We start from the raw sequence: 25,902 nt of genomic DNA, 5'->3' as shown, positions 1-25,902 counted from the left end.
CCACATCGCTCAGGTCCTCCGCGCGTGCAGGAGCAGGATCGAGGCGGCGCTCGGCGCCGCGCAGGCCAGTCTGTCGAGGGCACGAAGGGGGCGTGGCACGCCGTGGAAGGGCGCGCCCGCGACCTTCACCACCTCGAAGCCGGACGCGGCCACGAACTCCCTGAGCGCGCGGGCGGTGTAGAGGCGCAGGTGTCCCACGACCTCGCTGCCGGGGCGGCCGTGGATGCCGCGCAGGCTGACCTCGGAGAACACCGGCTGGACGCCCGCGAGCAGCAGCCCCCGGTTGTACCAGGCCGCCAGGTTCGGCGTGGACAGCATCAGATGGCCTCCCGGCCGCAGGACCCGGCGCAGCTCGTCCAGGGCGCTGTCCGGGTCGACGAGATGCTCGATGACCTCGCTGAAGAGCACGGCGTCGGCGGCCCCGTCGGCGAACGGCAGCCCGCCGTCGGTGAGTTCACCCCTGATCGCGTACGGGAGGTGGGCCTGGGCCCGCCGCAGGGCGTCCTGCGACCAGTCGACGCCGACGACACGGTGCCCGGCGAGCAGCGGCGCCGCGGTCCGCGCGGCCCGGCCGTCGCCGCAGCCGATGTCGAGGACCACGGCGGGACCGGTGGGCCCGGTGGCGGGGCCGAGCGCGGCGGCGAGCAGCCGTGCCTGGCGCAGGCTGCGGGCGTCGCCGGAGGCCACCGGCACGGCCGGGTTCTCGTAGAAGTCGCGCAGGCTCGGCGGGCGCCGGTCCGCGCTGGTCGAGGTGGGCGCGGTGGGCGCCGAAGGCGCGGTACTCATCGGGATGCCGTCTCCTCCGTGGCGTGGGAGTAGTGCTCGAAGAGGTCGCGCAGATGGGCGCCGTCGCCGTGGCTGAGCAGGGTCCTGGACCAGCGCAGGGCGAGGTGCAGCCGGCCCGCCGTGGACGCCGTCGTCACGGTGAGGCCGCGCGGCATCCGGGCGGGCGCGGAGAACCACACGGCGTGTGCGCGCCCGGCGTCCCCGAAGTCGAGGGCGTAGGGGACGCGGCCGATGTTGCTGAGCAGCGTCGTGGACGTCCAGGGCGCGGCGGCCCTGCGCAGGCCGCGGGTGACGGCGGCGCGCAGGCCCACCGGGACGACGGGCGCGGTGAGCAGCGCCGCGCCGTGGCCGAGCTGCGGGCGGGCCAGGGACTTGAGGGCGCGGGTGCGGCCCGAGGTGCGGGTGAGGAGCGCGCGGATCTCCGCCGGAGTCCACTCCTTGCCGTTCAACTCGTCGGCGCTGAAAGGGACTTCGACGAGCCGCGTGCCGTTCCCGATGGGCATGGTCTCGTCGCGGGGGCGGTCGTCGACGGGCATGGTGATGCGCAGCGGGCGCGGCTTCTCGCCGTGCTCCCGGTTCCAGTGCGTGATCATCAGGGCCGTCGCCACCATGAGCTGGTCGTTGACGGTGAACGCCGAGCCCTTCGGCCGCTTGGGGACCGGGAGTTCGGCCACCAGCATGCCGTTGCCGGGGGAGGGCGCCGGGGTGCCGTGGGCGACGCGGGCGGGCGGGGCCCAGGGGGAGGAGGGGGCGTCCGGCTGCTCCTCCTTCTGCTGGTCGGCCGCTGCCGCCGCCGCACGGACGGGGGCAGCGGCCGGGGAGTTGTCGCGGCCGCCGTACAGCTCGGCGGCGGTGGCGAGGACCCGCAGGCAGGCGGGGCCGTCGAGAGCGGTGTGGTTGATGGTGAGGAAGAGGACGGCGCCGGACTTCTCGGCGGTGTCCCGCACCGTGGTGTCCGCGTCCGGGGTGACCACCTCGAGGCGGATCGGCGGGGACGACGTCAGCGGCGGGGCCTCGGTGAGCGACCGCTCCCTGGCCCGCTTCAGGGCGTCCCGCTCCGCCGCCGGGTACGTCACCACCTCCACGTCCGGCCCGTCGGTGAGCTCCCACTCGTAGCGCCGCCGGTACCAGGGGCCCCGTGCCTCCCGCATCAGGATGCGCGGGTGGCGCCGCAGCGCCTGGCCGAACGCGGCCTTCAGGCGGGCCGGTTCGGGGACGCCGGGCAGGTGCACCTCGATGTGCACCGTCTCCGGCTCCTCCTCCTGGAGGCAGTGCCGTGCGACCTCGTCGACCACGGGGAACGGGATGCGCTCCGGGGGCCGGCCGGGTTCGTCGGCGCGTCGTGCGGGGTGTTCCAGAGCGGTCATGTGCGGTTGCCTTCCCCCGGGGGCGGTGATGCTTCGGGCGGCGTCTCGGCCGGAGGTGAAGCCGGCTCCGGCGGCGTCGCCTTGAACTTGGGCCGCCGCTGCGGCAGCGGCCTGGTCGGCGGGTCCGGCTCCGGCTGCCCGGCGGACGGTCCGCGCGCGGCGAGGGTCGGCCCGGAGACATAGGGCGTGTACGGGTTCGGGTTCCCCGGTGCTCCCGGTGTACCCAACGGCGGCGTCGCCGTCGACGGGTCCGACCCGGCCCGCTCGCCCTCGGCGGCCGGACGCCCCCAGGGCTCCTCGTCCCGCACCGTCACCAGCGCCGCGAACACCGCGATGAGCGCGAGGAGTTGGGCGGCGGGTGAGAAGGCGCCCGCGTCCGCCCCCGACGGCTCCCCGGCGCCCGTCGCCGCGACCACGCCCGCCGCCGCCATGGCGAGGAACGCGAGCGGCACGAGCAGCCGGTGCCGCTTCCACGCGACGACGGCGAGCACCGGCACGAGCAGCGCGAACAGGCCCGCGATCACGGCGCCCACCAGCGTCAGCGCCACCGTGCCGAGCACGAGGCCGGGTCCGGGCGGCGCCGGGGCGGTCTCGTCCTCGCCCGGCTCGCGCCGCCGCCACAGGACGAACACCGCGACGGCGAGCAGCAGCACGCCCGCCGCGCCGCCGAAGAGCCCGGCCTCATAGGTGTCCGCGGGCTCGTAGCTGAGCTTGATCGTGCCGCCCGCGCCCTGCGGCACCAGCCAGCCCTGCTGCCAGCCGTCGAGCCGCAGCGAGGTCAGCTCCTTGCCGTTGAGGGTCGCCTTCCAGCCGTCGTTCACGTTCTCGTACGTCGTCAGGTACGAGGCCGCGCCCGAGCCGACCTCCACCGTGCGGCGGTCGCCCAGCCAGTCCTTGACGGTCAGGGTGCGCTTGGTGGTGTCGAGGGCGCCCGGGGTGCCCCGGGTGAGCTCGGCGCCGGTGAGCGCGAGCGGACCCGCGTCGCCCGCCTCCACGCTGTGCCCGCCCGAGCCGAGCGTCACCTCGGGCCTCTCCTTGCCCCGCTGGCAGAGCGTCACGTCGACGGGCCGCCGGTCCACGAGGTCGCGGACGGTGCCCTTGGCGCTGGTCTCGTACAGCTTGCCGTCGATGGCGACCACCGGGCCCTGGCCGCACGGGAGTTCAAAGGTGCGCTTGGGGGAGGGCTGCTCGGTGCGGTACTTGTCGAGCGCCGGGATGTACACCTCGGTGAGGCCCACCGGGAGCTGCAGGTCGTCGTCGGCCACCGGGTTGTGGACGGTCAGGTGCGCCTTCTTCGTGACGGTGATGGTCATGCGGTCGGTGGTGATCGGGTCGAAGCGCGCGACGCCGTTCTGGTCGACGCCGACGGTGGCGTCCCCGTCCGGCGTGCTGATCTGGATCTCCTCGGGGCGCGTGGACAGACCGCCCGCCGCCGGGAGCACGACCTCGCCGACCGGCTGCTTGCCCGGCCACTTCAGATGGATGACCGGCCGGTCCCCGGCGATCCACGCCGTCGTCAGATCGCCGTCCGTGAGGTTGCGCGGGGAGAGGCCGGTGCCGAGCGACGACGTGGAGTCGGCACTCGCCACGATCTGCTGCTCCTGGTCGGGCGCCACCTTGTAGAGCAGCTCGTCGAGCTCCTCGCCGGGCACCGCGACGGCGCTCGCCTTCATCTGGTACGTGCCCTCGGCCGGCGTCGAGAAGCGCCGGTGCAGGCCCGCTTCGGCGGTGACGGGGGACAGGCCGCTGGGGTCGGCGGAGCGGTGCATGGAGTATGTGGTCGCGGCGGCCTCGGTGGTGGGCTCGCGCTCGTCCGTGGGCTCCGTGTCCGTCGGCATCCGCAGCAGCTTGGTGATCTGCACCTTCGGGATGGAGATCTCCGCGAACCCGGCGCCGGTCAGCCCGGACTTGCCCGACTGCACGTCCAGAATGGTGATCTTCACCCAACTCGACGCGCCCGCCTTGGCATTGATGCGCTGCGCCATCCCGTTGGGCTGGAGGTCGCTGACGACGCTGCCCTGCTCCGTCTCCACCTTCACCTTGGTCGGCGCGGGCCGCACGCCTTCCTGGGGGAGCGGTGTGACCTTGAAGGAGGACGGGATCGCGGTCTTCTTCGTGAACTCGGCCCGGAGCCACTGGCCCTCGGGGTGGCTCGGGGTGCCCTCGGTCCACGCGGTGTCCGGGTTGCCGTCGAAGGCGTTCACCGGGTCGTACTGCGGCAGATGGAACAGCCAGCTCCCGTAGCTGGACGCGGTCACCGAGCGGGCGCCGCGCAGCTGGGCCACCGTCTGGTGCTCCTGGCCCTTCGTCGGCAGGATCTGGTGCGGCTTCTTGCCCGCGTCCTGCTCGGCGTCGCTCGCGTTGCGCTCGTCGCGCGTGTACGGGTACGAGGTGTTGGTGTTGACCAGGCCGAAGCGGGTGTCGGCGCGGCGCAGCCCGTCCCCGACCGTCTGCAGCCCGGCCTTGCCGAGGCCCGGGTGGTTGTCGCCCGTCAACACCGTGGGCCGGTCGCGGAGTTCGGGGTCGGCGGAGAGCGGGAGCAGCGACTCGGGGCCGCCGCTGACCACCGCCGTGTTGGAGACGGGCTTGAGGCCCGCCTGCCCGGGGCGCTGGGCGCCGGAGTCCGGGGCGTAGATCTCGACGGCGCGCTGGCGCGGGTAGAGGCCCTCGACCTGCACGGGTGTGTCGTTCGGGATGATCCCGCCGGTCTCGGTGGGGCCGAAGCCGGTGACCCGCTTGTAGCCGGACTCCTCCAGGGTCCGCTTCACCGTCGACGTCGGCACGTTCCCGACCTGGTCCGGGTCGAGGTCGTTGCGCACCACGACGTAGTGGAGCCCCGCGCGCGACAAGTAGTCCCGCAGGCCCGGGACTTGGCCGCCCGTCATCAGGGCCTGCTCGACCGCGTCCATGGCCCGCCGGTTGCCCGCGGTGCCGAAGGGGACGTAGTCGCGCTGCGCCCAGCGGGAGTCGGCGAGGACGTCGAGGGGCTGGTCGATGGTGGAGCCCCAGGTGTAGATGCCGTGCGCGGTGGCGGGCACGACGAGGGCGCGCGAGTCCGGCGAGTACTTCTCCAGCCAGTCGGCGGTCGTCTGCCAGTACGTGGGCAGCTTCTGGAACGAACCCGGCTGCAGGGCCGACCCGTTGAGATACGGCCAGGCGAGCCCCGGAAGCACCAGGACGGCGGCGATCAGCGGCGCGTAACGCCGCCCCCGCACCCGGCGCGCCCCGCGCGTCTGCGCGGCGATGCCCACGAGGTGCGCGAGGCCGAAGGCAAGGGCGAGCGCGAGCCCCGTCTGGAACTTGTAGATGTTGCGGAACGGCACCAGCCAGCCGTTCAGCCAGCCCTGCACCGTCCCGTGGAACGGCGCCCCGAACGCCCCGCCGTACCCGGCGAGCGTGATCAGGACGACGGAGAGGACGGTGAGCACCAGCCAGCGCCGCTCGGGCAGGTCGCGGCGGGCAAGCCCGGCGAGGCCGAGCGCGGCCGCGAACCCGGAGCAGACGATGGTGACCACGGCGCTCGCGACGGTCCACCCGGCGGGCAGCCACGCCTCGCCGAAGTGCAGATACGCCACCCAGTTCCCGGCGCCGCGCAGCGACTCGGTCGCCGACATCGTGCCGGTCGTGGTCGCCGAAGTCTCCACGTAGGGAAGGAAGTTCTCCCCATACATGCCGAGCATCAGCAGCGGCACCACCCACCACGCGGTGGCCAGGATGACGCCCGGCACCCACCACAGGATGAGCCTGCGCTTACGGGGACCGTTCGGCCGCGACAGGAGATAGAGCCCCACGGGCAGCAGCGAGGCCAGTGTGGCCGCCGCGTTCACGCCGCCCATGAACGGGATGAGCAGCGCCGAGCGCAGCGCCGCCGTCCGGGCGCTCACCCGGTCGTTGGTGAGCGGGAGGAGCACCCACGGCAGGAACGCGCCGGGCAGCGCCGCCGCCGACGTCGAGCCGACCACGACGGTGAACACCGGCCACAGCGCGTACACGACGGCGCCGAGCAGCCGGGACGCGGAGCTGCCGATCCGCAGCCGCTCGGCCAGGCGCAGGGCGCCCCAGAACGCGACCGAGACGATCAGCGAGAACCAGAGCCGCTCGGCCAGCCAGACCGGCAGGTGCACGGCCTTCGCGAGCCCGTAGAACGGCAGCATCGGGAAGACGTAGCCGACGTACTGGTCCTGGATCCCGCCGAAGCCGCCCCGGTCGTGCCACAACTGCCCGAGATCGGACAGGAACTGCCACGGGTCGAGCGCCACGCCCAGCTTGGTGTCGAACGTCATCCGGCCCGGATGGACCGCGAGGAACGCCACGAACACCACGGCCCAGAACCCGGCGAGCCAGCGCCGCGACCGCGGGCCGTGCGGGGGCTCGGGGGCGGGCGCCGTGGGCCGTGCCGGAGCTGGGGGTGGTGCCTGCACCGTGCTGGTCATGGATACCGCCGGAGGATGAGGAGGAGGTTCCAGGTGGCGAACTCACGGACGCCGGGCACCTTGGTGACGGCACCGGCCAGGAACGGCCAGTAGCGGGAGCGGGCCGCCACGACGCGCACGTCGTCGCGGGCCCGCACCTGTCGCAGGGTGTGCCCGACGTGATGGGCGAAGAGGTTCTCGCCGAGGGTGTGCTTGGCCGGCCGTCCGGTGCGCTTCTCGTAGCGCAGCCGGGCCCGGTCGGCGCCCAGATAGTGCCAGGGCGCCCACTCGTGACCGCCCCAGGGCGACAGCCAGTTGGTGAACGAGACATAGATGAGCCCGCCGGGCCGGGTGACCCGCACCAGCTCGCTCAGGAAGGTCTGCGGGTCACAGACGTGCTCCAGCACGTTGGAGGAGAAGGCGACGTCGGCGACGCCGTCCCCCAGGGGCAGCAGATAGCCGTCCGCGACGACCGCCCCGTCCGGCGGCTTCTGACCGGCGGCGCCCAGCTCGGCCAGGTCCGGCTCGAACAGGAACGCCTGGGCGCCGCGCCGCCGGAACTCCTGCGTGAAGTAGCCGCCCCCGCCGCCCACGTCGACGACGACCCGGTCCGCGACCCGGCCGCCGTACGCCTCGACCTGGTCGGCGGCGTCCCGGGCCAGGAGCGAATAGCACCGCTCGGGCTCCTGCTGTTCCCGCAGGAAGGCCCGGAAGAGGGTGACGGAGCGGCGCAGGGAAGGGTCTTTCACGGTTGGCGGCTCCCGCCTGGGGAATCGGCTTCGGGCGCCCCGGCCTCCGGCCGGCCGGACTGTGCGTCATGCGCACCCGGCGACGGGGGCTGCCCAGCCTTCGGCCGGCTGGGCTTCGAGCCCTGCACGCCCGGCGACGTGGGCTCTCTGTGGGGCGGGCCCCACAGAGCGGGACGCCTGCCCACGGCGGTGGCGGCTGCGTCCGTGCCCCGCCCGCGACGCCCGCGCCCTCGCTCGGCCTCAGGCCCGGCGGCGGCCGCCTCGTGGCGCTCCACCGCCTCCACCGCCGCCGCCCTGAACTGCCGTACGGTGTGCGCCCAGCGGAAGCGGGCCGCGTGTTCGCAGGCCGCCTTGCCGAAGTTCTCTCTGCGCTCCGTGCTGAGCGCCAGCGTGCACCAGGCCGCGGCGAAGGAGCTCTCGCCGCGGGCGAGGAGACCGGTCACGCCGTCCTCGACGGAGTCCCGCAGGCCCGGCACGTCGAAGCCGATCGTGGGCGTCGCCCGGGCCGCCGCCTCCGTGACCACCAGGCCCCAGCCCTCCACCGCCGAGGGGTGCAGCAGCAGCCACGCCTCACACAGCAGCCGGTGCTTCTCCGCCTCCGGGACATGGCCTCTGAACTCCACGCCGGGACCGGCGAGTTGTTCGAGCCGCCCGCGCTCGGGGCCGTCTCCCACGATCACCAGGCGGCCGCCCGTGACGGGTCTGACGCGCTCCCACAGGCGCAGCAGCAGGTCGATGCGCTTGTACTCGACGAGCCGCCCCATCGCGAGGAACAGGGGCTCGTCCGAGCGGGGGTGCAGCGGGCCCGGCTCCTCGACGCCGTTGTGGACGATGCGGATACGTTCCCGCTCGACTCCCAGGTCCCGCAGGGCGGTTGCCGTGGAGGGGGACACGGCGACCAGGAGGTTGTCGCGCTGCGCGCCGGACAGCGCCCAGTGCTCCAGCTTGCGGCCGAGCCGGGCCGCCGGGGCGAGCGGCCCCTGGAAGCGCATGCCCCAGAGGTCGGTGTGGACGTGGTTGACCAGGCACAGGGTGGGCCCCCGGTGCCAGAGCGGCGCCAGGTACGGCATGCCGTTGCAGACCTCGACCAGCAGGTCGCAGTCGCCGACCTGGCGGGCGAAGGCGGACCGGGCGCGCAGATAGTGCCCGGAGTCGCCGCCCGCCGAGACGACGCGGTAGTCGCGGTAGGCGGCGGGACCACCGCACAACAGCGTTACTTGATGGCCGAGTTGAGTAAGCCCGCCGGCGAGCTGGTCGACGAGGAGCTCGGAGCCGCCCGCGGCCGGGTTGCCGAGGTCGCGGCGGGCGAGAAAAACGATCCGGCGCGGATGTGGGGGACGCGCCGGAGGGTGCTGTGCGACCCGAGGGGACGTGTCGCGCAGCGAGGAAGGTACGTGCTGGGGCATGCGTGCTCCAACTCGTCTCAGGGTGCGGAACTGTGGGGGGTCGGGCGGGTGGTGCGTGGGGGGATCGGGCGGTGGTGCGTCGCGCGGAACGAGCGGGACTGCGGAATAGCGGGACTGCCGAACTCGGTACTGCCGGACTGCGGTACTGCCGGACTGCGGAACTGCGGGGGACTGTTGCGGAGGTACCGTGCTGTGGCTGTGCGGGGACTGTGCGTGGGTGGGGTTGGACAGTTTTCGCCGCGCGGCAGGGCGCGGCTACTCACGGAGATGACAATTTCCGGGCTTGTTCGAGCTGACGTCTCATCACATCGTGGTGTGTTGCAGGGCGGTTGGGGACGTATCAGGATTCGGACTCCCCGGCTCCGCCCCCTCCCGGTGCCGTCCGCCACCCCCGTCACCGCTGCGCTCGGGCCGCCCCCGCACGACGAGGACGAGGCCCGCGACGGTCAGGAGCAGCCCCAGGGCGCCCGCCCCGATGGGCAGCGTCGTGCCGACCAGCTTGAGCTTCGTGCTGTCGGTGTCGGCGAGGTCGACCTGGTCCCGCTGCGTCTTCGGCGTGAACGCGATCCGCTCGCTGTCGAGCAGCACCGTGGAGTCCTTCTTCGAGCCGGGTGCGCGCAGCGTCTTGCGGGGCCCGATCGCGGCGTAGATGATCCGGCCCGTGCGCTGGTCGGCGACGAGCTCGATGCCGTGGTTGGCGTAGTACTCGTCCGCGATCACCTGGCTCTTCTTCAGCCCGACCATGCGGCCCGGCACCTGCCGGGTGCCCGTCTTGGTGGCCTTCACGGTCGCGGTGAAGCGCAGGCCCTCGTACCCCTGGATCTTCTTCTTGCCGCGGTACGTCAACGGCACCGTCGCGCCGAGGGTGTTGTCCCACCAGCGGTAGGAGCGCTTCTCCACGTCGAAGGGGAACTTCAGGTACGCCTCGCCCTCGAAGTACGGCTCCTCGCCGCAGCAGTGCACCGGCGCGTTGGTCTTCCGGTCGGTGACCCAGCGCTCCAGGGTCCACTGCAGCGAGTCGTGCGGGTCGGCGGCGGGCAGCGACTTGTCCGGGTCGACCGACGTGGAGACGTCCCAGACGGCCTTCCCGCTCTTGTCGCTGTCCTTCACATCGCCCCTGACCTGCCGGGTCACGGTGAGGTTCTGATTGTGTACGGTCTTGATCTTCTCGGTGTCGAAGTAGCTGCCCTTGCCCTTGAAGACGGTGGTCACGTCGATGTTGATCGGGGTGCGCTTGGCGTGCGGCTCCACGTACCAGGCCAGCATCGCGGCCAGCACGAGGAGGAAGACCCCAAGACCTGTGAGGATCAAGGAAAGCGGGGAGGCTGTGCGGCGCATCAGGGCACCTCTGTTCGGAGAAGTGTTACTGAGCCGTATCGGCCGCGAACCGTATGCGCACCCTTGACGGAGTGTCAATGCGTTGTCGACACTGGGCACTTGCCGGGCGGGGCCGGTGAGCCAAAGAGCGGGACCCATGGGACAAGGGCTTGTGCGGCCCCCGGGTTCCGTGTGACCAGGGTGGGGACGGACCTCCAGCAGAGAGGCTGACCCTGCGATGCACAGACTGCTCGCCGCCACACTGACCGCCGCCCTCGGCGCGGCCCTCGCCGTGGGCGCCGCCCTCGGCATCGTCGCCGCGCTCAACGCCACGCCTGACCAGCCCAACACCCCACTGGTGCACTACGAGACCCCGCCGCGCGGACAGTGAGTGGTGCCCATGGCCGTCTCCGAGACCCAAGCGACTCAAACGACCGAAAGCATGCCTTCCGTATCGCACCCCGGGCGGGTCCCGGGCGGCGGCCTGCCCGCCCGCTCCGCCTGGCGTGACGTACCGCCCCGCCTGGTACGGCGGTTCGCGGCGCTCGCCCTGGAGGAGGTGCCCGCGCTCGCCCAGGACATCCTCCGGGAGATCCGCGCCGAGTACCCCGGCCTCCCCGTCGTCCTCGACGACTCCGGCGAGCCGATGGCGCTCATCGGGATACGGCGCGCCCTGGAGGGCTTCGTCCAGCAGCTCGCCTCCGCCGAGGGCCGCCCCCGCTACCACCCGGAGGTCTTCCAGGAGTTCGGCCGCGGCGAGGGGCTGCACGGCCGCAGCCTCGACTCGCTCCAGGCGATCTACCGGCTCGGCGTGCGCCTGGCCTGGCGGCGCCTCGCCGAGATCGGCCAGGAGATAGAGATCCCGCCGCCCGCGATGTACGAGCTCGCCGAGTCCGGCTTCGAGTACCTCGACGGCCTGGTCGACCAGTCCGTACGCGGCTACGCCGAGGCGGCGGCCCGGCAGGCGGGCGAACGGCTGCGGCTGCAGCGGAAGTTGATGGAGCTGCTCCTGGCCGAGCGGGGCCCGGAGGCGGTACGGGACGCCGTCGCCCCCCGAGCCGACTACAGCCGCACCGCCCGCACCACCCGCGCCACCCCGGCGGAGAACTCGAACTCCCTCGTCGAGCGGGCCGCGCGGGTCGGCTGGACGCTGCCCGAACGGGTCGCCGTCGGCGTCCTGTTGCGCCCCGCGCGCGAGTCCGTCGCCCCCGCCGTCGGCGAGGGCGTCCTCCTGGACATGGAGACGGAACAGCCCCGCATGGTCGTGCCCGAGCCCGAGGCGGCGGGCCGCCCCGAACTGCTGCGCCGGGCGATGGCGGGCTGGTCGGGCGCGATCGGCCCGCCGGTGCCGCTCGCCGACGCGGCCAAGTCGCTGCGCTGGGCCCAGGCCGCGGTCCGCCTGATGGAGCGGGGGCTGCTGCCGTCGGGCGAGGTCCTGCACTGCACCGAGCACACGGAAGCCCTCGTCCTGCTCCAGCCCGAGGAGCTCATCGAGGACCTGGCCCGCCGCTGCCTCGCCCCCCTCACCCACTGCGGCCCCGCCCACGGCCGCCGCCTGGCCGAGACCCTGCTCGCCTGGCTGGAGACCCGCGGCGGCGCCCCCGAGGTGGCGGCCCGCCTGGGCGTCCACCCCCAGACGGTGCGCTACCGCCTGCGCCAGATCCGCGAGCTCTGGGGCGACGAGGTGGACGACCCGGACCGCCGCTTCGAGCTCGAACTGGTGCTGAGGGCGCGGCGGTTGCGCGGAGAACTGGGCCGGGTGTGACCCCCCCTTCCCTTCGGGGGCGCCCTTCCTGGGGCTTCGCCCCTAAGCGGCCTCGGGCAAGTCTGCTGCTGATCCCTCTCGGAATTGTGTCGACGTAGTGGGTGTATGAACGCGCTCAGTTCGGGGCGCGGCCGCGGAAGGGAAGCGGGTATCGGCCATGGCCGTAAGGGTGCTCTGGCCGGTGTGGCCGGCGGGTCCTAGCGTCCTGCCGCAGTGAGGTGGCGGCGCCCCTTCGATAAGGGCTTCGCCGTCGTGTGCCGTGATGCGTCGTAAAGGAGAGTGCATTCGTATGCCGAGTGATGCGCAGTCCACTGAGATCCCGACCCGTACACGGATCATCGCCAAGCACAGCGGCCTGGTCGTGTGCGTGGGCGAGGCGTCCACCGCTAACGGGGCCCATGTGATCCAGTTCGAGCGGGGGCACAACAGCAACGAGAAGTTCACCCTGGAACCGACGGACGACGGCTACTACCGCATCGTCGCCAAGCACAGCGGCAAGACCCTGGGCATCGAGGACGTCTCGAAGAAGGAGGGGGCCGGTCTCATCCAGTGGAAGCAGATCGGCACCGACAACGAGAAGTTCCGCTTCGAGCCCCAGCCCGACGGCGCATTCCGGATCCTGGTCAAGCACAGCGGCCAGTACCTGGACGTGGCGGGCGGGTCCACGGGCGACGGCGCCCGCATTCTCCAGTGGCCCCACAAGGACGTCGACAACCAGTTGTTCCAGCTCGAAGCCATCCCTGACACCGACTGGTAGCCCACGGCCCGGACGGAACGCCAGAGCGGACGTACACCGGAGTCCGTCCGCTCCGCTTGGCGCCAGCGCTGCCGGGGCCCCGGCAGCCCCGAAATCGACGACATCGAACCCGTCTGGGGCCCATCCGAGTACGAGAGCACCCGCCACGCCCACACCGGCCTCGACGGCATCGGCACTGCAGTGGACCAGGCCCTGCCCCGTCAACGAACCTGTGCCCAGGGATCAGCAGCAAACTTCACCCCAACCGCTTAGACCCCCGACCGGCCTGGACGGCCTCGTCCTCAAGCGCCGGCCCACCCGCCCATAGGGATAGCCCGTCCGGCGCTTGAGGACGAGCCGCGTCAGCGGCGATCAGGGTGCCCCAGGGCCGACGGAGTCGGCGGTTTCAGGAAGGGGCGGGACTGGGGAAAGGGAAAGCGCCCCGGAACCCCCGCTTCCCCACACAACATTCACAGCCACACCTACCTCTGTGACCACCGCGCCACCTAGCCTCCAAGCCTCATGGACTACTGCCACCCGTGCCGCAGGCACCTCAACGGCGCCCTCACCTGCCCGGGGTGCGGAACCCCGGCGGAAGCCTGCCGTGAGTACGCGGAGTCGGTCGCCGCGCGGGTGGAGCCGGAGGGCGCCGAGGACCCGTACGCGGACGAGGCGCCGCGCGCACGGGGCCGGGGGCGGGACCGGGGGCGGGACCGGCGGCGCAGGGCCCACCGGCGTCGCCGTCACAAGATCCTGCTCGCCACCGCGGGCCTGGCCCTCGCGGCGGGCGGCCTGAGCCTCGCCGAACTCGCCACGGAAGGCCCGTCCGAGGATCCGAAGGCGGCGTCGGAGCCGGACGCGGAGCCCTCGGCCGACGTGCCGGAGGGCACGGACGCCGCACCCTCGTCGCCCACGGCCCCCACCACGCCCGTGCGCCCCTCGTCGTCGGTCCCCGGGACCCAGGTCGAGGACGCGAAGAACACGGACGAGGACAGGCTCAAGGACAAGGGCAAGGGCAAGGCGAAGGACAAGAGCGCGAAGGGCGGAGCGGAGACGGAGGAGCCGGGCGGTGACGGCCCCGCCGACCCCGCCACGACGTCCCCGGGGAGCACCACCCCCGCCACGACGCGCCCCGCGCCCCCGCCGACCACATCGAAGCCGAAGCCCACCCCGAAGCCCACGCCCACAGAGACCTGCGACCGCTTCCTGTGGTGGTGCACGTAACTCCCGTACACGAACTCTCGTATACGAAGGGGTGCACGAACTCTCGTACTCGAAGCGCGAGTTACCCCTCCGAGGAGTCCTCACCCAGCATCCGCCGCAACAGCCCCCGCAGCGACAGCCGCTCCTCCCGCGACAGTTCCGCGAGCGGCTCGCGGGCGAAGTTCAGGGACTCGCGCAGGCTGCGCGCGACCTTCGTCCCCTCGGGCGTGGGCGCGGCGAGCTTCACGCGCCGGTCGGCGGGGTCGGGGCGGCGCTCGACGAGGCCGCGGGACTCGAGCCGGTCCACGATCCCCGTCACGTTCGACGGCTCGCACTTCAGCTTCTGCGCTATCCGCCGCATCGGCATCGGCTCCAGCGAGAGCAGCCCGAGGACCCGGGCCTGCGCCCCGGTCAGCGAGTGCCGGCCCGCCGCCTCCTCGTACTCCTCGTAGTAGCGCGCCACGACCGTGCCGATCAGCTCGACGACTTCGAGCGTCAGCGGATCGGTGCGGGGTGCGGGGTGGCGCGGGCTGCTTTCGGTCATGGGATCCAGGCTACCGGTTTACTTGACAACATGAAATATCTAGGAGCATGGTTGTTTCACTACCTGAAACAATCTCGATCCGCCCCGAGGATCTGAACCGCAGGAGGACCCCGGATGTCAGCCACCTCTCCGCAGCTCCCGACCGTCAGCCGGGAATGGCACCTGGTCCGGCGGCCGAACGGCTGGCCGGTCCCGGAGGACTTCGCCCTGCGCGAGGCCCCCGTCGCCGCGCCGGAGGAGGGCCGCATCCTCGTCCGGAACCTGCACTTCTCCGTGGACCCGTACATGCGCGGCCGCATGAACGACGTGAAGTCGTACATCCCGCCCTTCCAGCTCGACCGGCCCATGGACGGCGGCGCGGTCGGCGAGGTCGTCGCGTCGAACGCGGCGGGCTTCGCGGTCGGCGACCACGTCCTGCACGGCCTCGGCTGGCGCGAGTACGCCGACGTCCCGGCCCGTGGCGCGAAGAAGGTCGACGCCTCGCTGGTGCCGCTCACCGCCTACCTCGGCGTCCTCGGCATGACCGGCCTGACGGCGTACGCGGGCCTCTTCGAGGTCGCGTCCTTCAAGGAGGGCGACGCGGTCTTCGTCTCCGGCGCGGCCGGCGCCGTCGGCAGCCAGGTCGGCCAGCTGGCCAAGCTCAAGGGCGCGTCCCGCGTCGTCGGCTCGGCGGGCTCGGACGAGAAGGTCAAGCTGCTGGTGGAGGAGTACGGCTTCGACGCGGCGTTCAACTACAAGGACCCCAGGCCGGTCGTCGAGCAGCTCAAGGAGGTCGCGCCCGACGGCATCGACGTCTACTTCGACAACGTCGGCGGCGAGCACCTCGAAGCCGCCATCAGCCGCATGAACGTGCACGGCCGGGCCACCATCTGCGGCATGATCGCGGGCTACAACGACACCGAGCCGACGCCCGGCCCCCGCAACATGGCCATGATCATCGGCAAGCGGCTGCGCCTCCAGGGCGTGCTCGTCGGGGACCACGCGGCGCTGCAGCCGGAGTTCGTGCGCGAGGTCGGGGCTCTGGTGGCCTCGGGCGAGCTCAAGTTCCACGAGACGTATCGCGAGGGCATCGAGAGCGGCGTGGACGCCTTCCTCGGGATGCTGCGCGGCCAGAACACGGGGAAGATGATCGTCTCCCTGGCCTGAGCCGCCTCGGCCGCACCCCGGCCCCCGCACCCCCGGCCCCCGCACCCCGTACCCCGGCCCCCGGACGCCTCTTCCGGCATCCGATAACCTACTTCCACAAAGTCGTCGCTGTGGGCGCGCAGCGGCGGCGCATCTCAGGAGGAATCGGCACTTATGTCCATCCAGAAGATCGACGTCAAGTACACCGCCGTCGCCACCGCCGAGAACGGCCGTGACGGCCGCGTAGCCAGCGACGACGGCAAGCTCGACGTCGTCGTCAACCCGCCGAAGGAGATGGGCGGCTCCGGCGCGGGCACCAACCCCGAGCAGCTCTTCGCCGCCGGCTACAGCGCCTGCTTCCAGGGCGCCCTCGGTGTCGTCGCCCGCAAGGAGAAGGTCGACATCTCCGGCTCGACCGTCACCGCCAAGGTCGGCATCGGCCAGAACGAGGAGGGCGGCTTCGGCCTGGAGGTCGCGATCTCCGCCTCCATCCCGACCGTGGACGCGGCCACCGCCCAGTCCCTCGTCGAGAAGGCGCACCAGGTGTGCCCGTACTCGAACGCCACGCGCGGCAACATCAAGGTCGAGCTGTCCGTGGCCTGATCCCCGCGCAACGCGCATCGCGCATCGCGATCGAGGGCCGCACTCGGCGGAGTGCGGCCCTCGTGCGTTTCCCCGTGGCTGTTCTCGGGGGCCAGGCGCTCAGTGCCTCGGGTGTCAGGCGCTCAGCGCCGCCCGGTGCACGGCCAGCGCGAGCCGCTCGTTCTCCACGGCCGCGCCGCCCGGGAACGCGTACCGGCGGCGCGTGTACCCGTAGGCGACGCCGCTGCTCGGATCCGCGAACGCCTGCGAACCGCCCGCGCCGCTGTGCCCGACGGAGCCGGCGCCCAGGAACGGGTACCAGCACTCGGACGTCGCCTGGAAGCCGACCGCGAAGGCTTTGTGGGTGTTCGCGACGACGTCGTGCCCGATGGAGTGGATCTGCCCGAAGGCGCCGAGCGTGTCGGCGGTGAGCAGCGGTGGCCCGGACTCGATGCCGGTGGAGAGCGCCGCGTACATCCGGGCGAGCCCCCGCGCGGACGCGACGCCGCCCACGGAGGCGGGCCCGTTCGCCCGCACCGCACGGGAGTTGGGGAACGACTCGATGTCCGTCGGGTGCGCGCCGTTGCCGTTGAAGGCGATGGAGAGCAGGCTGTGCGGCGCCTCGGGCAGGGAGTCGAGCAGGGCCCGCTGCTCGGGGTTCGGCGCCATCGGCAGCACGGAGTGGAAGCGCGGCTCCTCCGTCTCCGGCAGCCCCAGGTGGACGTCGAGCGCGTGCGGCGCCCGCACCCGCTCCTCGAAGATCTCCTGGAGGGTGTGCCCGCCGGAGGCCCGGAACACCAGCTCGCCGACGAGGGCGCCCATGGTCAGGGCGTGGTAGCCGAAGGTGCTGCCCGGCCGCCAGTAGGGCCGCTGCCCCGCGAGCCGCGCGGCGATCGCCCGGTCGTCGGTGATCTCCTCCGGGCCGAACCCGCCCGGCACGCCGACGACCCCGGCCCGGTGCGCGAGCAGCTCGCGCACCGTCACCCCGCCCTTGCCCTCGGCGGCGAACTCCGGCCAGTAGTACGCTACTTCGCGGTCCAGGTCGAGCCTCCCGTCCTGCACGAGGAGCGCCGCGACGAGATACGCGGCGCCCTTCGTGGAGGAGTAGACGCCGTAGAGGGTGTCCCCGTCGGTGTCGGGCCCGACCCACAGGTCGACGACCTGCCGCCCGCGCACATAGGCGGCCAACTGCCCCGCGTACTCGGGCTGTTCGCCGGCGAGAACGGAGGTGAAGGCGTCCCGGACGGACTCGTACCCCTTGGCGACGGTTCCCTGGATGGTGATTTCACGCGTCATGACGGGGCAACGGCGCCGGGCCCGGACGGCATTCCCGCGCCCGGCCGCCCGCCGGACCGGCGCCCGGACCGGCGCCCGGCCCGACTGCCTGCCCGGCGCCCGGCCCGACTCCCCGCTCGGCCCGGCAAGGCCCGCCCTCACCCCAGCAGGGCCCGCCCCACCTGGGCGAATTCCCCCTTCGGATGGTCGCGGAAGAGCGGTTCCGTGCCGAACAGGACGACCTTCGCGCCCCCGGCGGAGCCGCTGACCACCGACGCCTGACCGGCCGCCGCGCCCGGACCGCCGCTGCCGTCGTCGAGGGCGCGCCAGTGCCCGGACACGAGCGGATTCCCGGTCCCGTACGACTGGTCGGTGCGCACGCCCGGTCCGAGGTCCGTGAACCACACGGGCGCGTAGACGAAGCCGTACGCGGGTGCGTCCCCGGTGACGGTGCCGCCCGCGTTGGTCAGCCGCACCACCCCGTTGGCGTCGCCGTTCCCCTCGACGGCCTTCGCCGCGAGCAGCTTCGCATCGGCGTTGAGCGCCGCACCGCCCGCGCCGCGCCCGACGAGGGTGCCGCCGCCCTTGAGGAAGCCGTCGAGCCCGGAGCGCGCCCGCCCGGTGAGCTTGCCGTGGTCGAGCCCGGCCGACACGAACAGCGCGCCCACACCCGAAGTCCCCCAGTCGAAGCCTGAGTTGAGGATGTCAGTGGAGACCGGCACCACGTCGAAGTTCATCTCGCGCAGCGCGAAGAGCTCGCCGGGCGTGACGGCGGCGGCGACCCTGACGCGGTGCAGCGGGGCGCCGCCCCGCTTCTTCGTCGCGTCGAAGGAGACGTCGTACCTCGTCGCCACCGCCCGTACGGCGTCCCGGGCCGACCCGGGCACGACGGCGCTTCCGTCAGCGGCCCGGCGTACCGAAATCCCCTCCTCCAGAAGCTCGTTGAGTGCGGCGATCTCCCTCGGATCGGAGAGCCGCAGCCGCAGATCGCCGCGCGGCGCGACGTACCCGACCCGGGTGGCGGCCGACACCGCACGCGAGGGCACCCGCGCCGGGGAGCCGGACCGGACCTCCGCGACGCTCGCGCCCCACAGCCGCCCGAGGCTCCACCCCGAGATGTCGTACATCGTCGAGACCTTGTCGCTGATGTCGCGCCCGTCGGCGAGCATCACATTGGCGATGCCGCGCTTGGGCTGGTGCATGTCGACGACGTACGAGCCCTTGGCGTACGCGCGTCCGCCGAGCCGGAAGTCATGGGTGGCGCGCCGCACGCGGACGTCATTGGCGAGGAGGTGGTCGACGAGCCGGGCGGCCGCGGCGCTCGACCGCTGACTCCTTCCGCGGGCCGGAATGACGTACGCCCGGGGGAAGCGGGTCGTGTACACGTCCTCGGGCCCGATCCCCGGCACCCCCGGCACGGTCTCCTCCGACACGGGCACCTGCGCGGCTCCGGCGGAGCCCCGCCGGAACACCTCGATCTGGTCGCCGATGACGGAACGCCGGTGCGCGTCGGTGTAGTTGAGGGTGGCCCGCATGGCCGCGCCCGCGATGTCCACGTTGATGGCGGAGCGCCGCCGCAGCTCGCTCGCCGGCCGGCTGTCGTACTCGTCGCCGTTGACCTGCATCGGGAACTCGATGGTGTGCGCGGCGACCGCGCCGTGGAACGGCATGTACTGCGGCGTGAAGACCGGCGGCCAGTCGTCCCACCCTTCCTTCTGGTCCCGGAAGGGGATGACGGCGGGCTTCACCCCGTCCTTCTCCTCCGTGTATCCGAGCCCGTTGACGGCGGACTCCATGCCGAGGGCGTTGGCGTAGGCGTTCTTGAGGAAGAGGTCGTACTCGTAGTTCTCCCCGTGGGGCGGCGTCGTCGGCTCGATGAGCGTCCCGTTGACGTACCCGTGCAGGTCGATCATGACGGCGGGCTGCTTGCCGACGGCGATGCGCCGGATCGCGCGGTCCTCGGGCTGGGAGGCGGTGATGAAGTCGCGGTTGAGATCGAAGCCGTTGGCGTTCTCGCGGGTCCCGGCGATGCGCCCGTCGGGGTTGGTGGTGATGTTGAGGTAGACGCGATTGCGGCCGAGCAGCGTCGCGGTCTTCCGGTCCTTGGCCCGGGCCAGGTCCTCGACGAGCTCGAGGGCGGCATCGGTGCCCTCCCACTCGTCCCCGTGGATGTTGTTGTTGATGAAGACGGGCGTCTTGTAGTGCGCCTTGACGGCGGGGTCCTTCGCGGCCGTGGCGGGATGGTTCTCGATGAGCTCCCGCATCCGCTCCTGCCGGGCCGTCTCCCGGGCGGACTCCGGGGCGGTGACGGTGACGAGATACAGCTGATGCCCGCCCGCCGACCGCCCGGCCACCTCGACGCTGACCCGGTCGCTCAGCTTCCGCAGGGCCTCCAGCTTCGGGGCGATGCCGTGGTACGGGGTGAGGCCCAGCTTGATCGACTTGTCGGCCGGATCGGCGGGGACGCGTTCGAGGGGGTCGTGGCGGGGGTAGCCGAGCCTGTCCTCGGCCGTGCCGTCCTGGGCCGTGCCGTCCTGGGCGGAGAGGGCCCGGTCGGCGGCCGCCTCGGGCGCGGTGGCGGCGCGGTCGGGAGCGTCACGCGGGGCGCCTTCGCGGTGGGCGGCCGACCGCCCCGGGCCGTCGTGCTCGGCTGCGGCGGGCGCGGCGAGCGGCGCGAGGAGGAGGGCGCCGGTGGCGGCGAGGGTGGTGATCAGTGCGGGTCGGCCGGGTCTTATGGGCCGGGATATTCGCATGCGTACCTCCGGGACACGGAAGATCGGTACGCGTGGTCTACCGGTTCAACTCCCGCGCAACAAGAGGGCCCCGGCCCCGCACATGGCCTGCGGATAGGGTGTGCCGCATGCGTGATCTGCGACGGGGCTTCGGCTACCTGGTGAAGGGACAGCGCTGGGTCGCCCAGCACGGAAAGCAGTACGGCTGGGGCCTGCTGCCCGGATTGATCACCCTTGTCCTGTACGCGGCCGCGCTCGTCGCCCTCGCGCTCTGGGGCGCCGACCTGGTGGGCTGGGCGACCCCGTTCGCCGACGACTGGTCCGCGCCGTGGCTCGGCCTCTTCCGCGGCTTCCTCACCGCGCTTCTCTTCGCGCTGGCGCTGCTGTTGTCGGTGGTGACGTTCACGGCGGTGACGCTGCTGATCGGCCAGCCCTTCTACGAGTCGCTGTCGGAGAAGGTCGACGTCTCGATCTCGGGCACGGCGCCCGAGTCGGGCCTGCCGCTCTGGCGGGACCTGTGGATCTCCGCGCGGGACAGCCTGCGGATCCTGGTGCGGGCGGCGCTGTGGGGCGTCCTGCTCTTCGCCCTCGGCTTCATCCCGGTGGCCGGGCAGACGGTGGTCCCGGCCGTCGGCTTCTGCGTCACGGGCTTCTTCCTGGTGGAGGAGCTCACGGCGGTGGCACTCCAGCGCCGCGACGTCCAACTCCGCGAGCGCCTCGCCCTGTTGCGCGCCCGCAAGACCCTGGCGTGGGGCTTCGGCACGCCCCTCGCCCTCGCGTTCCTGGTGCCGTTCGTGGCGGTGTTCCTGATGCCGGGGGCGGTGGCGGGGGCGACGCTGATGGCGCGGGACCTGGTGGGGGAGCCTACGGAGCCGGAGTCCGAACCGTCCCCGGACCCTGAGCCGGAGTCCGACGCGACTCCGGCGCCCCGGCCGCCACAGCCAGGATCCCCTTCACCTGCCGGATGATGTCGAGCCGGTTCCGCACGAACTCGGGATCGGTGACGGTCCCGGTGGCCGGGTCGGTGTTCCCGGCGCCGAACTGCAGCACGGGCGTGTGCACATGGCCCCCGGGCAGCCGGTCATGCAGCCCGAGCCGGTCCCGCAACAGCGTGGCCCGATAGGCGATCTCATTGGAGAGGTAGTTCCCGCCACCGCCTTCCCGGGCGGCCGACCCCTCGGTGGGCCCACCGGGCCGGACGACGGGCTCGGTCTCCCCGGCGGGAACCTCGGTCACGTTGGTGTTGTCATACACGGGAAACCGCCCGGTACCGGCTTGGACGATCTCCTTGTACGGCAGGGTGGTCACGGTCCACTGAGGCTGTGTGTCCGGGCGGCCGACCGGAACGGTCCCCGTACGCGAGAGGTTCTCATTGTCGGGGAACCCGCCCCGCCAGGCCCCGTTGTTCCGCTCGACGTCGAACCGCCCCACGCGCCCCTGGCTGATGGTGGTGAAGAGATCGACGCGCGGCAACTGCCTCCGCAGGGCCCGCTCCACGGCCCCGTCGGCGAAGTCGTCCCAGCGCACGGGGAACACGACGGCCTCCACCCGGGCGGGCCCGCCGGGGGTCTGGACGGTGGTCCCGTCGAGGGCGAGGGCGGTGGCGCCGGAGGGGTTGCTGATGCGGATGTCACGGTCGAGGGTGAAGGGATCGAAACCGGTCACGAGGATCCGCTTGACCTGGTGACGACCCGGGTAACGCACGTCTCCCTGCCCGCGCGACGCAGCCTCCAACTTCCGCATCAGCGCGGCGCGTCGACCCTCGCTGAGGCGCTCACCACGTGGCGGCTCCCAGCCCCGCAGAGCACGGGTCATCCCGAGCCGGGCCCAGTACAGCGGCCGGTCGTCATCACGACCCAGATCCCCACCGGCGGGCCCCCGCCCCTGCACCCGCGCGACGGCCCGCCGCCACAGAGCGGACCCATGCCGTACGACGACACGTTCGGCCTCCCCGTACGACCGTGCCTCGTCCAACGCACGCCCGAACGCGGGCGCGAGGCCGTCGAACCCACTGCGCCGCAATATCTCCTGCGGAGCGGCCCGGTCGAGCCGCTGCTCCTCGACGGTGGGCCCGGCAGCCACCCTCTCCCCACCCCGCTCGACAGCAACAGCAGTCCCCCCACTCCCCACTCCGGCTCCCACTCCCACCCCCACGACGAGGGCACCGACAACACCGAACACACCAAGTCGCGCACGCACGCGGGTCCTTGTCACGCGGGTCCTTGTCACGTGGTTCCTTCCGTAACGGGTGAGGTGGAGGAAGTATCGGGCGCCCAGAGGGACTCGCGCTACGGTGCCTGTTCGGACGAAGGAGCCCTCCCATGACCCCCGCCACCCTCACCCTGCACGTCGACCCCACCCCCTCCGCCCCCGGCCTGACCCTGCGCCCCTGGCGCCCCGACGACGTGGGGGCGCTCGTGGCGGCTCACCGGGATCCGCAGCTGCGGCGGTGGATGGTGACGGGGCTGGAGGGGGAGGAGGACGCCCTGCGGTGGATCGAGGAGCAGGAGGCGGGGCGCGTCAACGGGGCGTGCTTCAGCTTCGCCGTGGTGGAGCAGACAGGGGGAGCGGGCGGGCGGAGTGAGGGTGCCGCAGGCGAGGGGCGGCCCCTGGGGCATGTCGCTGTCCGGGTCGAGCCCGATCGCACCCGGCCCGGCGCCGCCTCCGAAGTGGGGTACTGGGTCGCCCCCGAGGCGCGCGGGCGCGGCATCGCCGCCCGTGCCCTCGACGCCGCCTCCCGCTGGGCCTTCGGCTCACGTCTTCCGACGCCCCCCGACCGCCTCGAACTCCTCCACTCCGTCGCCAACCACGCCTCGTGCGCGGTGGCCCGGAAGTGCGGCTACACCCTCGACTCCGTCCTGCCGCCCTTCCCGCCCCTGTTCCCGGCGGAGGGGCACCTTCACGTCCGCCGCAGCACCTCGATCACGCTCGCGTAGCTGTCGTTCCCGTGCCCCGCCGAACTCGCCCGCTCCATCGTCGACTTGAGCAGCTCCGGCAGCGCGTTGTCGATGCCGCGCCCGGCCGCCGCGTGGATGAGGTGGCCGATCGCCGCGATCTGCACGTCGACCGTGGCGTCGTCGCCCGGGTAGCGGCCCGCGTCCACCTGGGGCGCGTACGTCGTCAGGAAGCCGGAGACCGCGCCCCGCAGCCAGCGCAGCGCGACCGACGTGAAGTCCGTCGCGGCCGTCCCCTCCGCGCCCACCAGCGCCGTCCCGTGCAGCCAGCCCGTGAACGTCGCCCACATCAGGCCCAGCAGCGCCGCGTCGTAGAGGGAGGCCAGGCCCGGTTCCGTGCCCAGGTACAGCGGGTCGCCGAGCGCGCTCAGCAGCGGGCGGTGCGCGGTGAACGCCGCCTCCGAGCCGCTGTAGAGGAACATCATCTCGGGGCTGCCGACACCCGGCGGCGTCGTCATGATGCCGCCGTCGACGTACTCCGCCCCGTGCGCACCCGCCCACGCGGCCATCTCGCCGGCCTGCTCCGGCGAGCCCGACGTCAGGTTCACCAGGGTCTTTCCGGTGAGCGTGCCCGCCTCGGCCGCCGGGGCGAGGACGGTGCGCAGCGCGTCGTAGTCCAGGACGCAGGCCACGATCAACTCGCCTGCTGCGACGGCCTCCTCGGGGGTGGCTGCCACGAGAGCACCGCGGTCGGCGAGCGGTTTGGCCTTCTGCGGGGTGCGGTTCCAGACAGTGGTGGGGTGGCCGGCGTCCAGGAGGGCGCAGGCCAGGGCCGAGCCCATGGCGCCGAGGCCGATGACAGTGACGTTCGTGCGGTCCGTGGGGGTCCCGGCCGCCTGCTTCTGCTGCGTGTGCTTCGCGTTCATGAAGATCACGTTCGCAGCGCGGCGCAGCGCACGACAGTGACAGGGATGACGGCGGCCACCAAATTCCTGCCATAGCCTCGGACGCATGAGCGCAGGTACCGTCGCCGTCGTCGTCCCGGCCGAGATCGGGGTCCCCTCCTGGGACCTGTACGAACTGAGCATTCCCTTCACGGTGTTCGGAAAGCCACAGCCCGACCTCGTGGAGCGCTGGTACGACATGATGCTGTGCGCCACCGGTGAACGCGGGCCCGGCGACGGCGACTTCGGGCTGTCCCTGCGCACCCCCTTCGGCCTCGAAGGGCTGACCGGCGCCGACACCGTCATCGTCACCTCCGTGCCCGACCCCTGCGTGGAGGACGGGGAGCCGCTGCCGCCCGGCCTCGCCGACGCGCTGCGCGCGGCCCATGACGGGGGCGCCCGCATGGTCTCCCTGTGCACGGGAGCCTTCGCCCTCGCCGAGGCGGGGCTGCTCGACGGACGCCGGGCCACCGCCCACTGGATGCACACCGCCCAACTCGCCGCCCGCTACCCGAAGGTGACGGTCGACGACTCGGTCCTGTACGTCGACGACGGCGACGTCCTCACCAGCGCCGGACTCAGCGCCGGGCTCGACCTCTGCCTTCACCTGGTCCGCCGCGACCTCGGCGCACACGTCGCCAACCAGCTGGCCCGCCGCATGGTGGTGCCCGCCCACCGCACCGGCGGCCAGGCGCAGTTCGTCGACCTGTCGGTGCCCGCCACGGACGACGCGGGCCTGGGGCCCGTACTGGAATGGGCCAGGGAGCGCCTCGACGAGCCGCTGACCGTGACCGACCTCGCGCGGCGTGCCGCCCTGAGCCCGCGGACCTTCCACCGGCGGCTGCGGGCCGCCACGGGGACGACGCCGCTGCGCTGGCTGCTGGGCCAGCGCCTCGGCCGGGCCCAATCCCTCCTGGAGGCAACGGACTTGCCCGTCGAGAAGGTCGCCGAGCTCAGCGGACTCGGCACGGCCAACAACCTCCGCCACCACTTCCTCAAGCAGGTCGGCGTCTCGCCCGGCGCGTACCGGAGGGCCTTCCCGAAGCAGTCGTGAGCCCGGAGCCCGCCCGTCCGGAGCCCGCCCGTCCGGAACCCGTCCGCCCGGTCGCCGCCAGCCCGGGCAGCGCCTCCCGCAGCGCCGTGAGGAACGGGCCCAGCGAAGGAGGCGCCGCCCGGCCCCTCGGCGTCGCCGCGTACACCGCCCGCGCGGGCGCCCCCTCGTCCCGTACGCGGACCAGGGCCAGGTCCGGGCGCGCCGCACCCGCCGCGAGCGTCGGCACCAGGGTCACGCCCAGGCCCGCCGCGACGTACCCCAGCTTCGCCGTCCACTCCGCCACCACATGCGCGACCCGGGGCCGGAAGCCGTGCCGCAGCGCCGCGTCCAGCAGGGTGCCCTCGGCCTGCGCGCTGCCGGACACCCAGTCCTCGTCAGCGAGTTCGGCGAGGCCCACCTCCGCCCGCCCGGCCAGCGGGTGCCCGGCGGGCACCGCCACATACAGCGCCTCGTCGAGGAGATGACTCAGATCGCAGGCGGCGGCGTCCGTGAGCGCGCCGCCCGTCGTGGACACCACCGCCACGTCCAGCGCCCCCTCCGCCACCCGGGCCAGCAGCCTCGGCGTCAGACCCTCCTCCCTGGTCACCGTCACCCCGGGGTGGCGCTCCCGGAACGCGGCGAGGGCCCGTGGCACCAGGCCCGCGTCCGCCGTCGCGAACGCCCCCAGGCGCAGGGTGCCGCCGTGCACCTCGTCCAGCTCCGCCAACGCCCGTCCCGCTCCCGCCAGTTGGGAGACGACCGTCTCCGCGTACGGGAGCAGCGTCCGCCCGTGCGCGGTGAGCCGTACGCCGCGCGCCTCCCGGTCGAAGAGGGGCGCACCGCCGAACGCCGCCTCCAGCGAGGCGACTTGGCGCGACACCGCGGACTGGGTCAGGGAGAGGTCCCGCGCCGCCCGGGTGAACGAGCCGTGCCGGGCCACGTCCAGGAAGACGCGCAGCCAGAGGGTGGAGACATCGGGCGAGGTGTGCGATATCTGCATGGCTGACATGCTAGACACTCGCTTGTCGCATG

20 protein-coding genes and 1 pseudogene are annotated in these 25,902 nt (G+C 72.9%); 9 read left to right on the top strand and 12 right to left on the bottom strand.

Translation table 11 applies throughout. The features are described from left to right. Window positions 1-9: 9 nt before the first annotated feature. From ACFWYM_RS06805 to ACFWYM_RS06780, 6 genes and pseudogenes are all read right to left on the bottom strand, one after another. Window positions 10-786, bottom strand: coding sequence for a class I SAM-dependent methyltransferase (locus tag ACFWYM_RS06805; RefSeq protein ID WP_384831059.1), 777 nt, complete (start codon window positions 784-786; stop codon window positions 10-12). Then, on the bottom strand, window positions 783-2,153 hold the full coding sequence (locus tag ACFWYM_RS06800) for a condensation protein (RefSeq protein ID WP_384831057.1): 1,371 nt from the start codon (window positions 2,151-2,153) through the stop codon (window positions 783-785). The genes ACFWYM_RS06805 and ACFWYM_RS06800 overlap by 4 nt, the downstream gene beginning before the upstream one ends. Next, window positions 2,150-6,586 (bottom strand): alpha-(1->3)-arabinofuranosyltransferase family protein, encoded by a 4,437-nt coding sequence (locus tag ACFWYM_RS06795; protein WP_384831054.1) that lies wholly within the window; start codon window positions 6,584-6,586, stop codon window positions 2,150-2,152. Before ACFWYM_RS06795 ends, ACFWYM_RS06800 begins: the two co-directional genes overlap by 4 nt. Next, complete coding sequence (locus ACFWYM_RS06790) at window positions 6,583-7,314, bottom strand: class I SAM-dependent methyltransferase (protein WP_384831052.1); 732 nt, start codon at window positions 7,312-7,314, stop codon at window positions 6,583-6,585. The genes ACFWYM_RS06795 and ACFWYM_RS06790 overlap by 4 nt, the downstream gene beginning before the upstream one ends. 272 nt (window positions 7,315-7,586) lie before the next feature. Further along, a pseudogene (locus tag ACFWYM_RS06785) lies at window positions 7,587-8,720 on the bottom strand (glycosyltransferase family 4 protein); the annotation flags it as partial. A 303-nt stretch (window positions 8,721-9,023) separates the two neighbouring features. Next, window positions 9,024-10,058 carry a DUF3068 domain-containing protein gene (locus tag ACFWYM_RS06780; RefSeq protein WP_384831049.1) on the bottom strand — a complete coding sequence of 345 codons (1,035 nt, stop codon included), beginning with the start codon at window positions 10,056-10,058 and terminating at the stop codon, window positions 9,024-9,026. Window positions 10,059-10,275: 217 nt separating this feature from the next. Here ACFWYM_RS06780 and ACFWYM_RS06775 point away from each other — a divergent pair, with 217 nt between their 5' ends. The 4 genes from ACFWYM_RS06775 to ACFWYM_RS06760 all read left to right on the top strand — a co-directional run bounded on the left by ACFWYM_RS06775 (window position 10,276) and on the right by ACFWYM_RS06760 (window position 13,762). Then, on the top strand, window positions 10,276-10,428 hold the full coding sequence (locus tag ACFWYM_RS06775; protein ID WP_384831046.1) for a hypothetical protein: 153 nt from the start codon (window positions 10,276-10,278) through the stop codon (window positions 10,426-10,428). Between the two features lie 51 nt (window positions 10,429-10,479). Then, the gene (locus tag ACFWYM_RS06770; RefSeq protein WP_384831043.1) at window positions 10,480-11,802 is read left to right on the top strand and encodes a helix-turn-helix domain-containing protein; all 1,323 of its coding nucleotides are present in this window, start codon (window positions 10,480-10,482) and stop codon (window positions 11,800-11,802) included. A 289-nt stretch (window positions 11,803-12,091) separates the two neighbouring features. Continuing rightward, a complete protein-coding gene (locus ACFWYM_RS06765) occupies window positions 12,092-12,559 on the top strand; it encodes an RICIN domain-containing protein (protein WP_384831040.1) in 468 nt (155 codons plus the stop codon). A gap of 501 nt (window positions 12,560-13,060) precedes the next feature. Continuing rightward, on the top strand, window positions 13,061-13,762 hold the full coding sequence (locus ACFWYM_RS06760) for a hypothetical protein (protein WP_384831037.1): 702 nt from the start codon (window positions 13,061-13,063) through the stop codon (window positions 13,760-13,762). A 61-nt stretch (window positions 13,763-13,823) separates the two neighbouring features. On the opposite strand, the gene ACFWYM_RS06755 is transcribed toward ACFWYM_RS06760, so the two are convergent. After that, window positions 13,824-14,285, bottom strand: a complete 462-nt coding sequence (locus ACFWYM_RS06755) for a MarR family winged helix-turn-helix transcriptional regulator (RefSeq protein WP_384831034.1) — start codon at window positions 14,283-14,285, stop codon at window positions 13,824-13,826. Window positions 14,286-14,399: 114 nt separating this feature from the next. Here ACFWYM_RS06755 and ACFWYM_RS06750 point away from each other — a divergent pair, with 114 nt between their 5' ends. Continuing rightward, entirely contained in the window at window positions 14,400-15,431 is a 1,032-nt protein-coding gene (locus ACFWYM_RS06750; protein ID WP_384831031.1) for an NADP-dependent oxidoreductase, read from the top strand. Between the two features lie 153 nt (window positions 15,432-15,584). After that, window positions 15,585-16,013, top strand: coding sequence for an organic hydroperoxide resistance protein (locus ACFWYM_RS06745; protein ID WP_384831028.1), 429 nt, complete (start codon window positions 15,585-15,587; stop codon window positions 16,011-16,013). A 114-nt stretch (window positions 16,014-16,127) separates the two neighbouring features. Here ACFWYM_RS06745 and ACFWYM_RS06740 read toward each other — a convergent pair whose 3' ends face one another. Beyond that, entirely contained in the window at window positions 16,128-17,288 is a 1,161-nt protein-coding gene (locus tag ACFWYM_RS06740) for a serine hydrolase domain-containing protein (RefSeq protein ID WP_384831025.1), read from the bottom strand. A 137-nt stretch (window positions 17,289-17,425) separates the two neighbouring features. Continuing rightward, a complete protein-coding gene (locus tag ACFWYM_RS06735) occupies window positions 17,426-20,020 on the bottom strand; it encodes a M14 family zinc carboxypeptidase (RefSeq protein ID WP_384831023.1) in 2,595 nt (864 codons plus the stop codon). A gap of 107 nt (window positions 20,021-20,127) precedes the next feature. On the opposite strand from ACFWYM_RS06735, the gene ACFWYM_RS06730 reads away from it, so the two are divergent. After that, complete coding sequence (locus tag ACFWYM_RS06730; protein ID WP_384831020.1) at window positions 20,128-20,967, top strand: EI24 domain-containing protein; 840 nt, start codon at window positions 20,128-20,130, stop codon at window positions 20,965-20,967. Here ACFWYM_RS06730 and ACFWYM_RS06725 read toward each other — a convergent pair. Beyond that, window positions 20,864-22,198 carry a pyroglutamyl peptidase gene (locus tag ACFWYM_RS06725; protein ID WP_384831017.1) on the bottom strand — a complete coding sequence of 445 codons (1,335 nt, stop codon included), beginning with the start codon at window positions 22,196-22,198 and terminating at the stop codon, window positions 20,864-20,866. The two genes, ACFWYM_RS06730 and ACFWYM_RS06725, sit on opposite strands and share 104 nt — an antisense overlap. Window positions 22,199-22,320: 122 nt before the next feature. Between ACFWYM_RS06725 and ACFWYM_RS06720 the strand changes: the two genes are divergently transcribed. After that, on the top strand, window positions 22,321-22,935 hold the full coding sequence (locus ACFWYM_RS06720; RefSeq protein WP_384831015.1) for a GNAT family N-acetyltransferase: 615 nt from the start codon (window positions 22,321-22,323) through the stop codon (window positions 22,933-22,935). Here the strand turns inward: ACFWYM_RS06720 and ACFWYM_RS06715 are convergent. Next, window positions 22,899-23,819 (bottom strand): NAD(P)-dependent oxidoreductase, encoded by a 921-nt coding sequence (locus tag ACFWYM_RS06715; RefSeq protein WP_384831012.1) that lies wholly within the window; start codon window positions 23,817-23,819, stop codon window positions 22,899-22,901. The genes ACFWYM_RS06720 and ACFWYM_RS06715 overlap by 37 nt on opposite strands. 85 nt (window positions 23,820-23,904) lie before the next feature. Between ACFWYM_RS06715 and ACFWYM_RS06710 the strand changes: the two genes are divergently transcribed. Further along, complete coding sequence (locus tag ACFWYM_RS06710; RefSeq protein ID WP_384831009.1) at window positions 23,905-24,891, top strand: helix-turn-helix domain-containing protein; 987 nt, start codon at window positions 23,905-23,907, stop codon at window positions 24,889-24,891. Here ACFWYM_RS06710 and ACFWYM_RS06705 read toward each other — a convergent pair. After that, window positions 24,833-25,879, bottom strand: coding sequence for a LysR family transcriptional regulator (locus ACFWYM_RS06705; protein ID WP_384831006.1), 1,047 nt, complete (start codon window positions 25,877-25,879; stop codon window positions 24,833-24,835). The two genes, ACFWYM_RS06710 and ACFWYM_RS06705, sit on opposite strands and share 59 nt — an antisense overlap. Between the last annotated feature and the right edge of the window lie 23 nt (window positions 25,880-25,902).

Source organism: Streptomyces sp. NPDC059009, from assembly GCF_042740175.1.
GTDB lineage: Bacteria > Actinomycetota > Actinomycetes > Streptomycetales > Streptomycetaceae > Streptomyces.
This window is presented reverse-complemented; position numbering and strand designations above follow the sequence as displayed.

Excerpts from the sequence above, each read along its gene's own strand:
- ACFWYM_RS06730 (WP_384831020.1), top strand. The coding sequence starts at position 20,128 with ATGCGTGATCTGCGACGGGGCTTCGGCTACCTGGTGAAGGGACAGCGC.
- ACFWYM_RS06740 (WP_384831025.1), bottom strand. The coding sequence starts at position 17,288 with ATGACGCGTGAAATCACCATCCAGGGAACCGTCGCCAAGGGGTACGAG.
- ACFWYM_RS06775 (WP_384831046.1), top strand. The coding sequence starts at position 10,276 with ATGCACAGACTGCTCGCCGCCACACTGACCGCCGCCCTCGGCGCGGCC.
- ACFWYM_RS06780 (WP_384831049.1), bottom strand. The coding sequence starts at position 10,058 with ATGCGCCGCACAGCCTCCCCGCTTTCCTTGATCCTCACAGGTCTTGGG.
- ACFWYM_RS06735 (WP_384831023.1), bottom strand. The coding sequence starts at position 20,020 with ATGCGAATATCCCGGCCCATAAGACCCGGCCGACCCGCACTGATCACC.
- ACFWYM_RS06760 (WP_384831037.1), top strand. The coding sequence starts at position 13,061 with ATGGACTACTGCCACCCGTGCCGCAGGCACCTCAACGGCGCCCTCACC.
- ACFWYM_RS06770 (WP_384831043.1), top strand. The coding sequence starts at position 10,480 with ATGCCTTCCGTATCGCACCCCGGGCGGGTCCCGGGCGGCGGCCTGCCC.
- ACFWYM_RS06750 (WP_384831031.1), top strand. The coding sequence starts at position 14,400 with ATGTCAGCCACCTCTCCGCAGCTCCCGACCGTCAGCCGGGAATGGCAC.
- ACFWYM_RS06765 (WP_384831040.1), top strand. The coding sequence starts at position 12,092 with ATGCCGAGTGATGCGCAGTCCACTGAGATCCCGACCCGTACACGGATC.
- ACFWYM_RS06745 (WP_384831028.1), top strand. The coding sequence starts at position 15,585 with ATGTCCATCCAGAAGATCGACGTCAAGTACACCGCCGTCGCCACCGCC.
- ACFWYM_RS06720 (WP_384831015.1), top strand. The coding sequence starts at position 22,321 with ATGACCCCCGCCACCCTCACCCTGCACGTCGACCCCACCCCCTCCGCC.
- ACFWYM_RS06795 (WP_384831054.1), bottom strand. The coding sequence starts at position 6,586 with ATGACCAGCACGGTGCAGGCACCACCCCCAGCTCCGGCACGGCCCACG.
- ACFWYM_RS06715 (WP_384831012.1), bottom strand. The coding sequence starts at position 23,819 with ATGAACGCGAAGCACACGCAGCAGAAGCAGGCGGCCGGGACCCCCACG.
- ACFWYM_RS06705 (WP_384831006.1), bottom strand. The coding sequence starts at position 25,879 with ATGTCAGCCATGCAGATATCGCACACCTCGCCCGATGTCTCCACCCTC.
- ACFWYM_RS06710 (WP_384831009.1), top strand. The coding sequence starts at position 23,905 with ATGAGCGCAGGTACCGTCGCCGTCGTCGTCCCGGCCGAGATCGGGGTC.
- ACFWYM_RS06755 (WP_384831034.1), bottom strand. The coding sequence starts at position 14,285 with ATGACCGAAAGCAGCCCGCGCCACCCCGCACCCCGCACCGATCCGCTG.
- ACFWYM_RS06800 (WP_384831057.1), bottom strand. The coding sequence starts at position 2,153 with ATGACCGCTCTGGAACACCCCGCACGACGCGCCGACGAACCCGGCCGG.
- ACFWYM_RS06805 (WP_384831059.1), bottom strand. The coding sequence starts at position 786 with ATGAGTACCGCGCCTTCGGCGCCCACCGCGCCCACCTCGACCAGCGCG.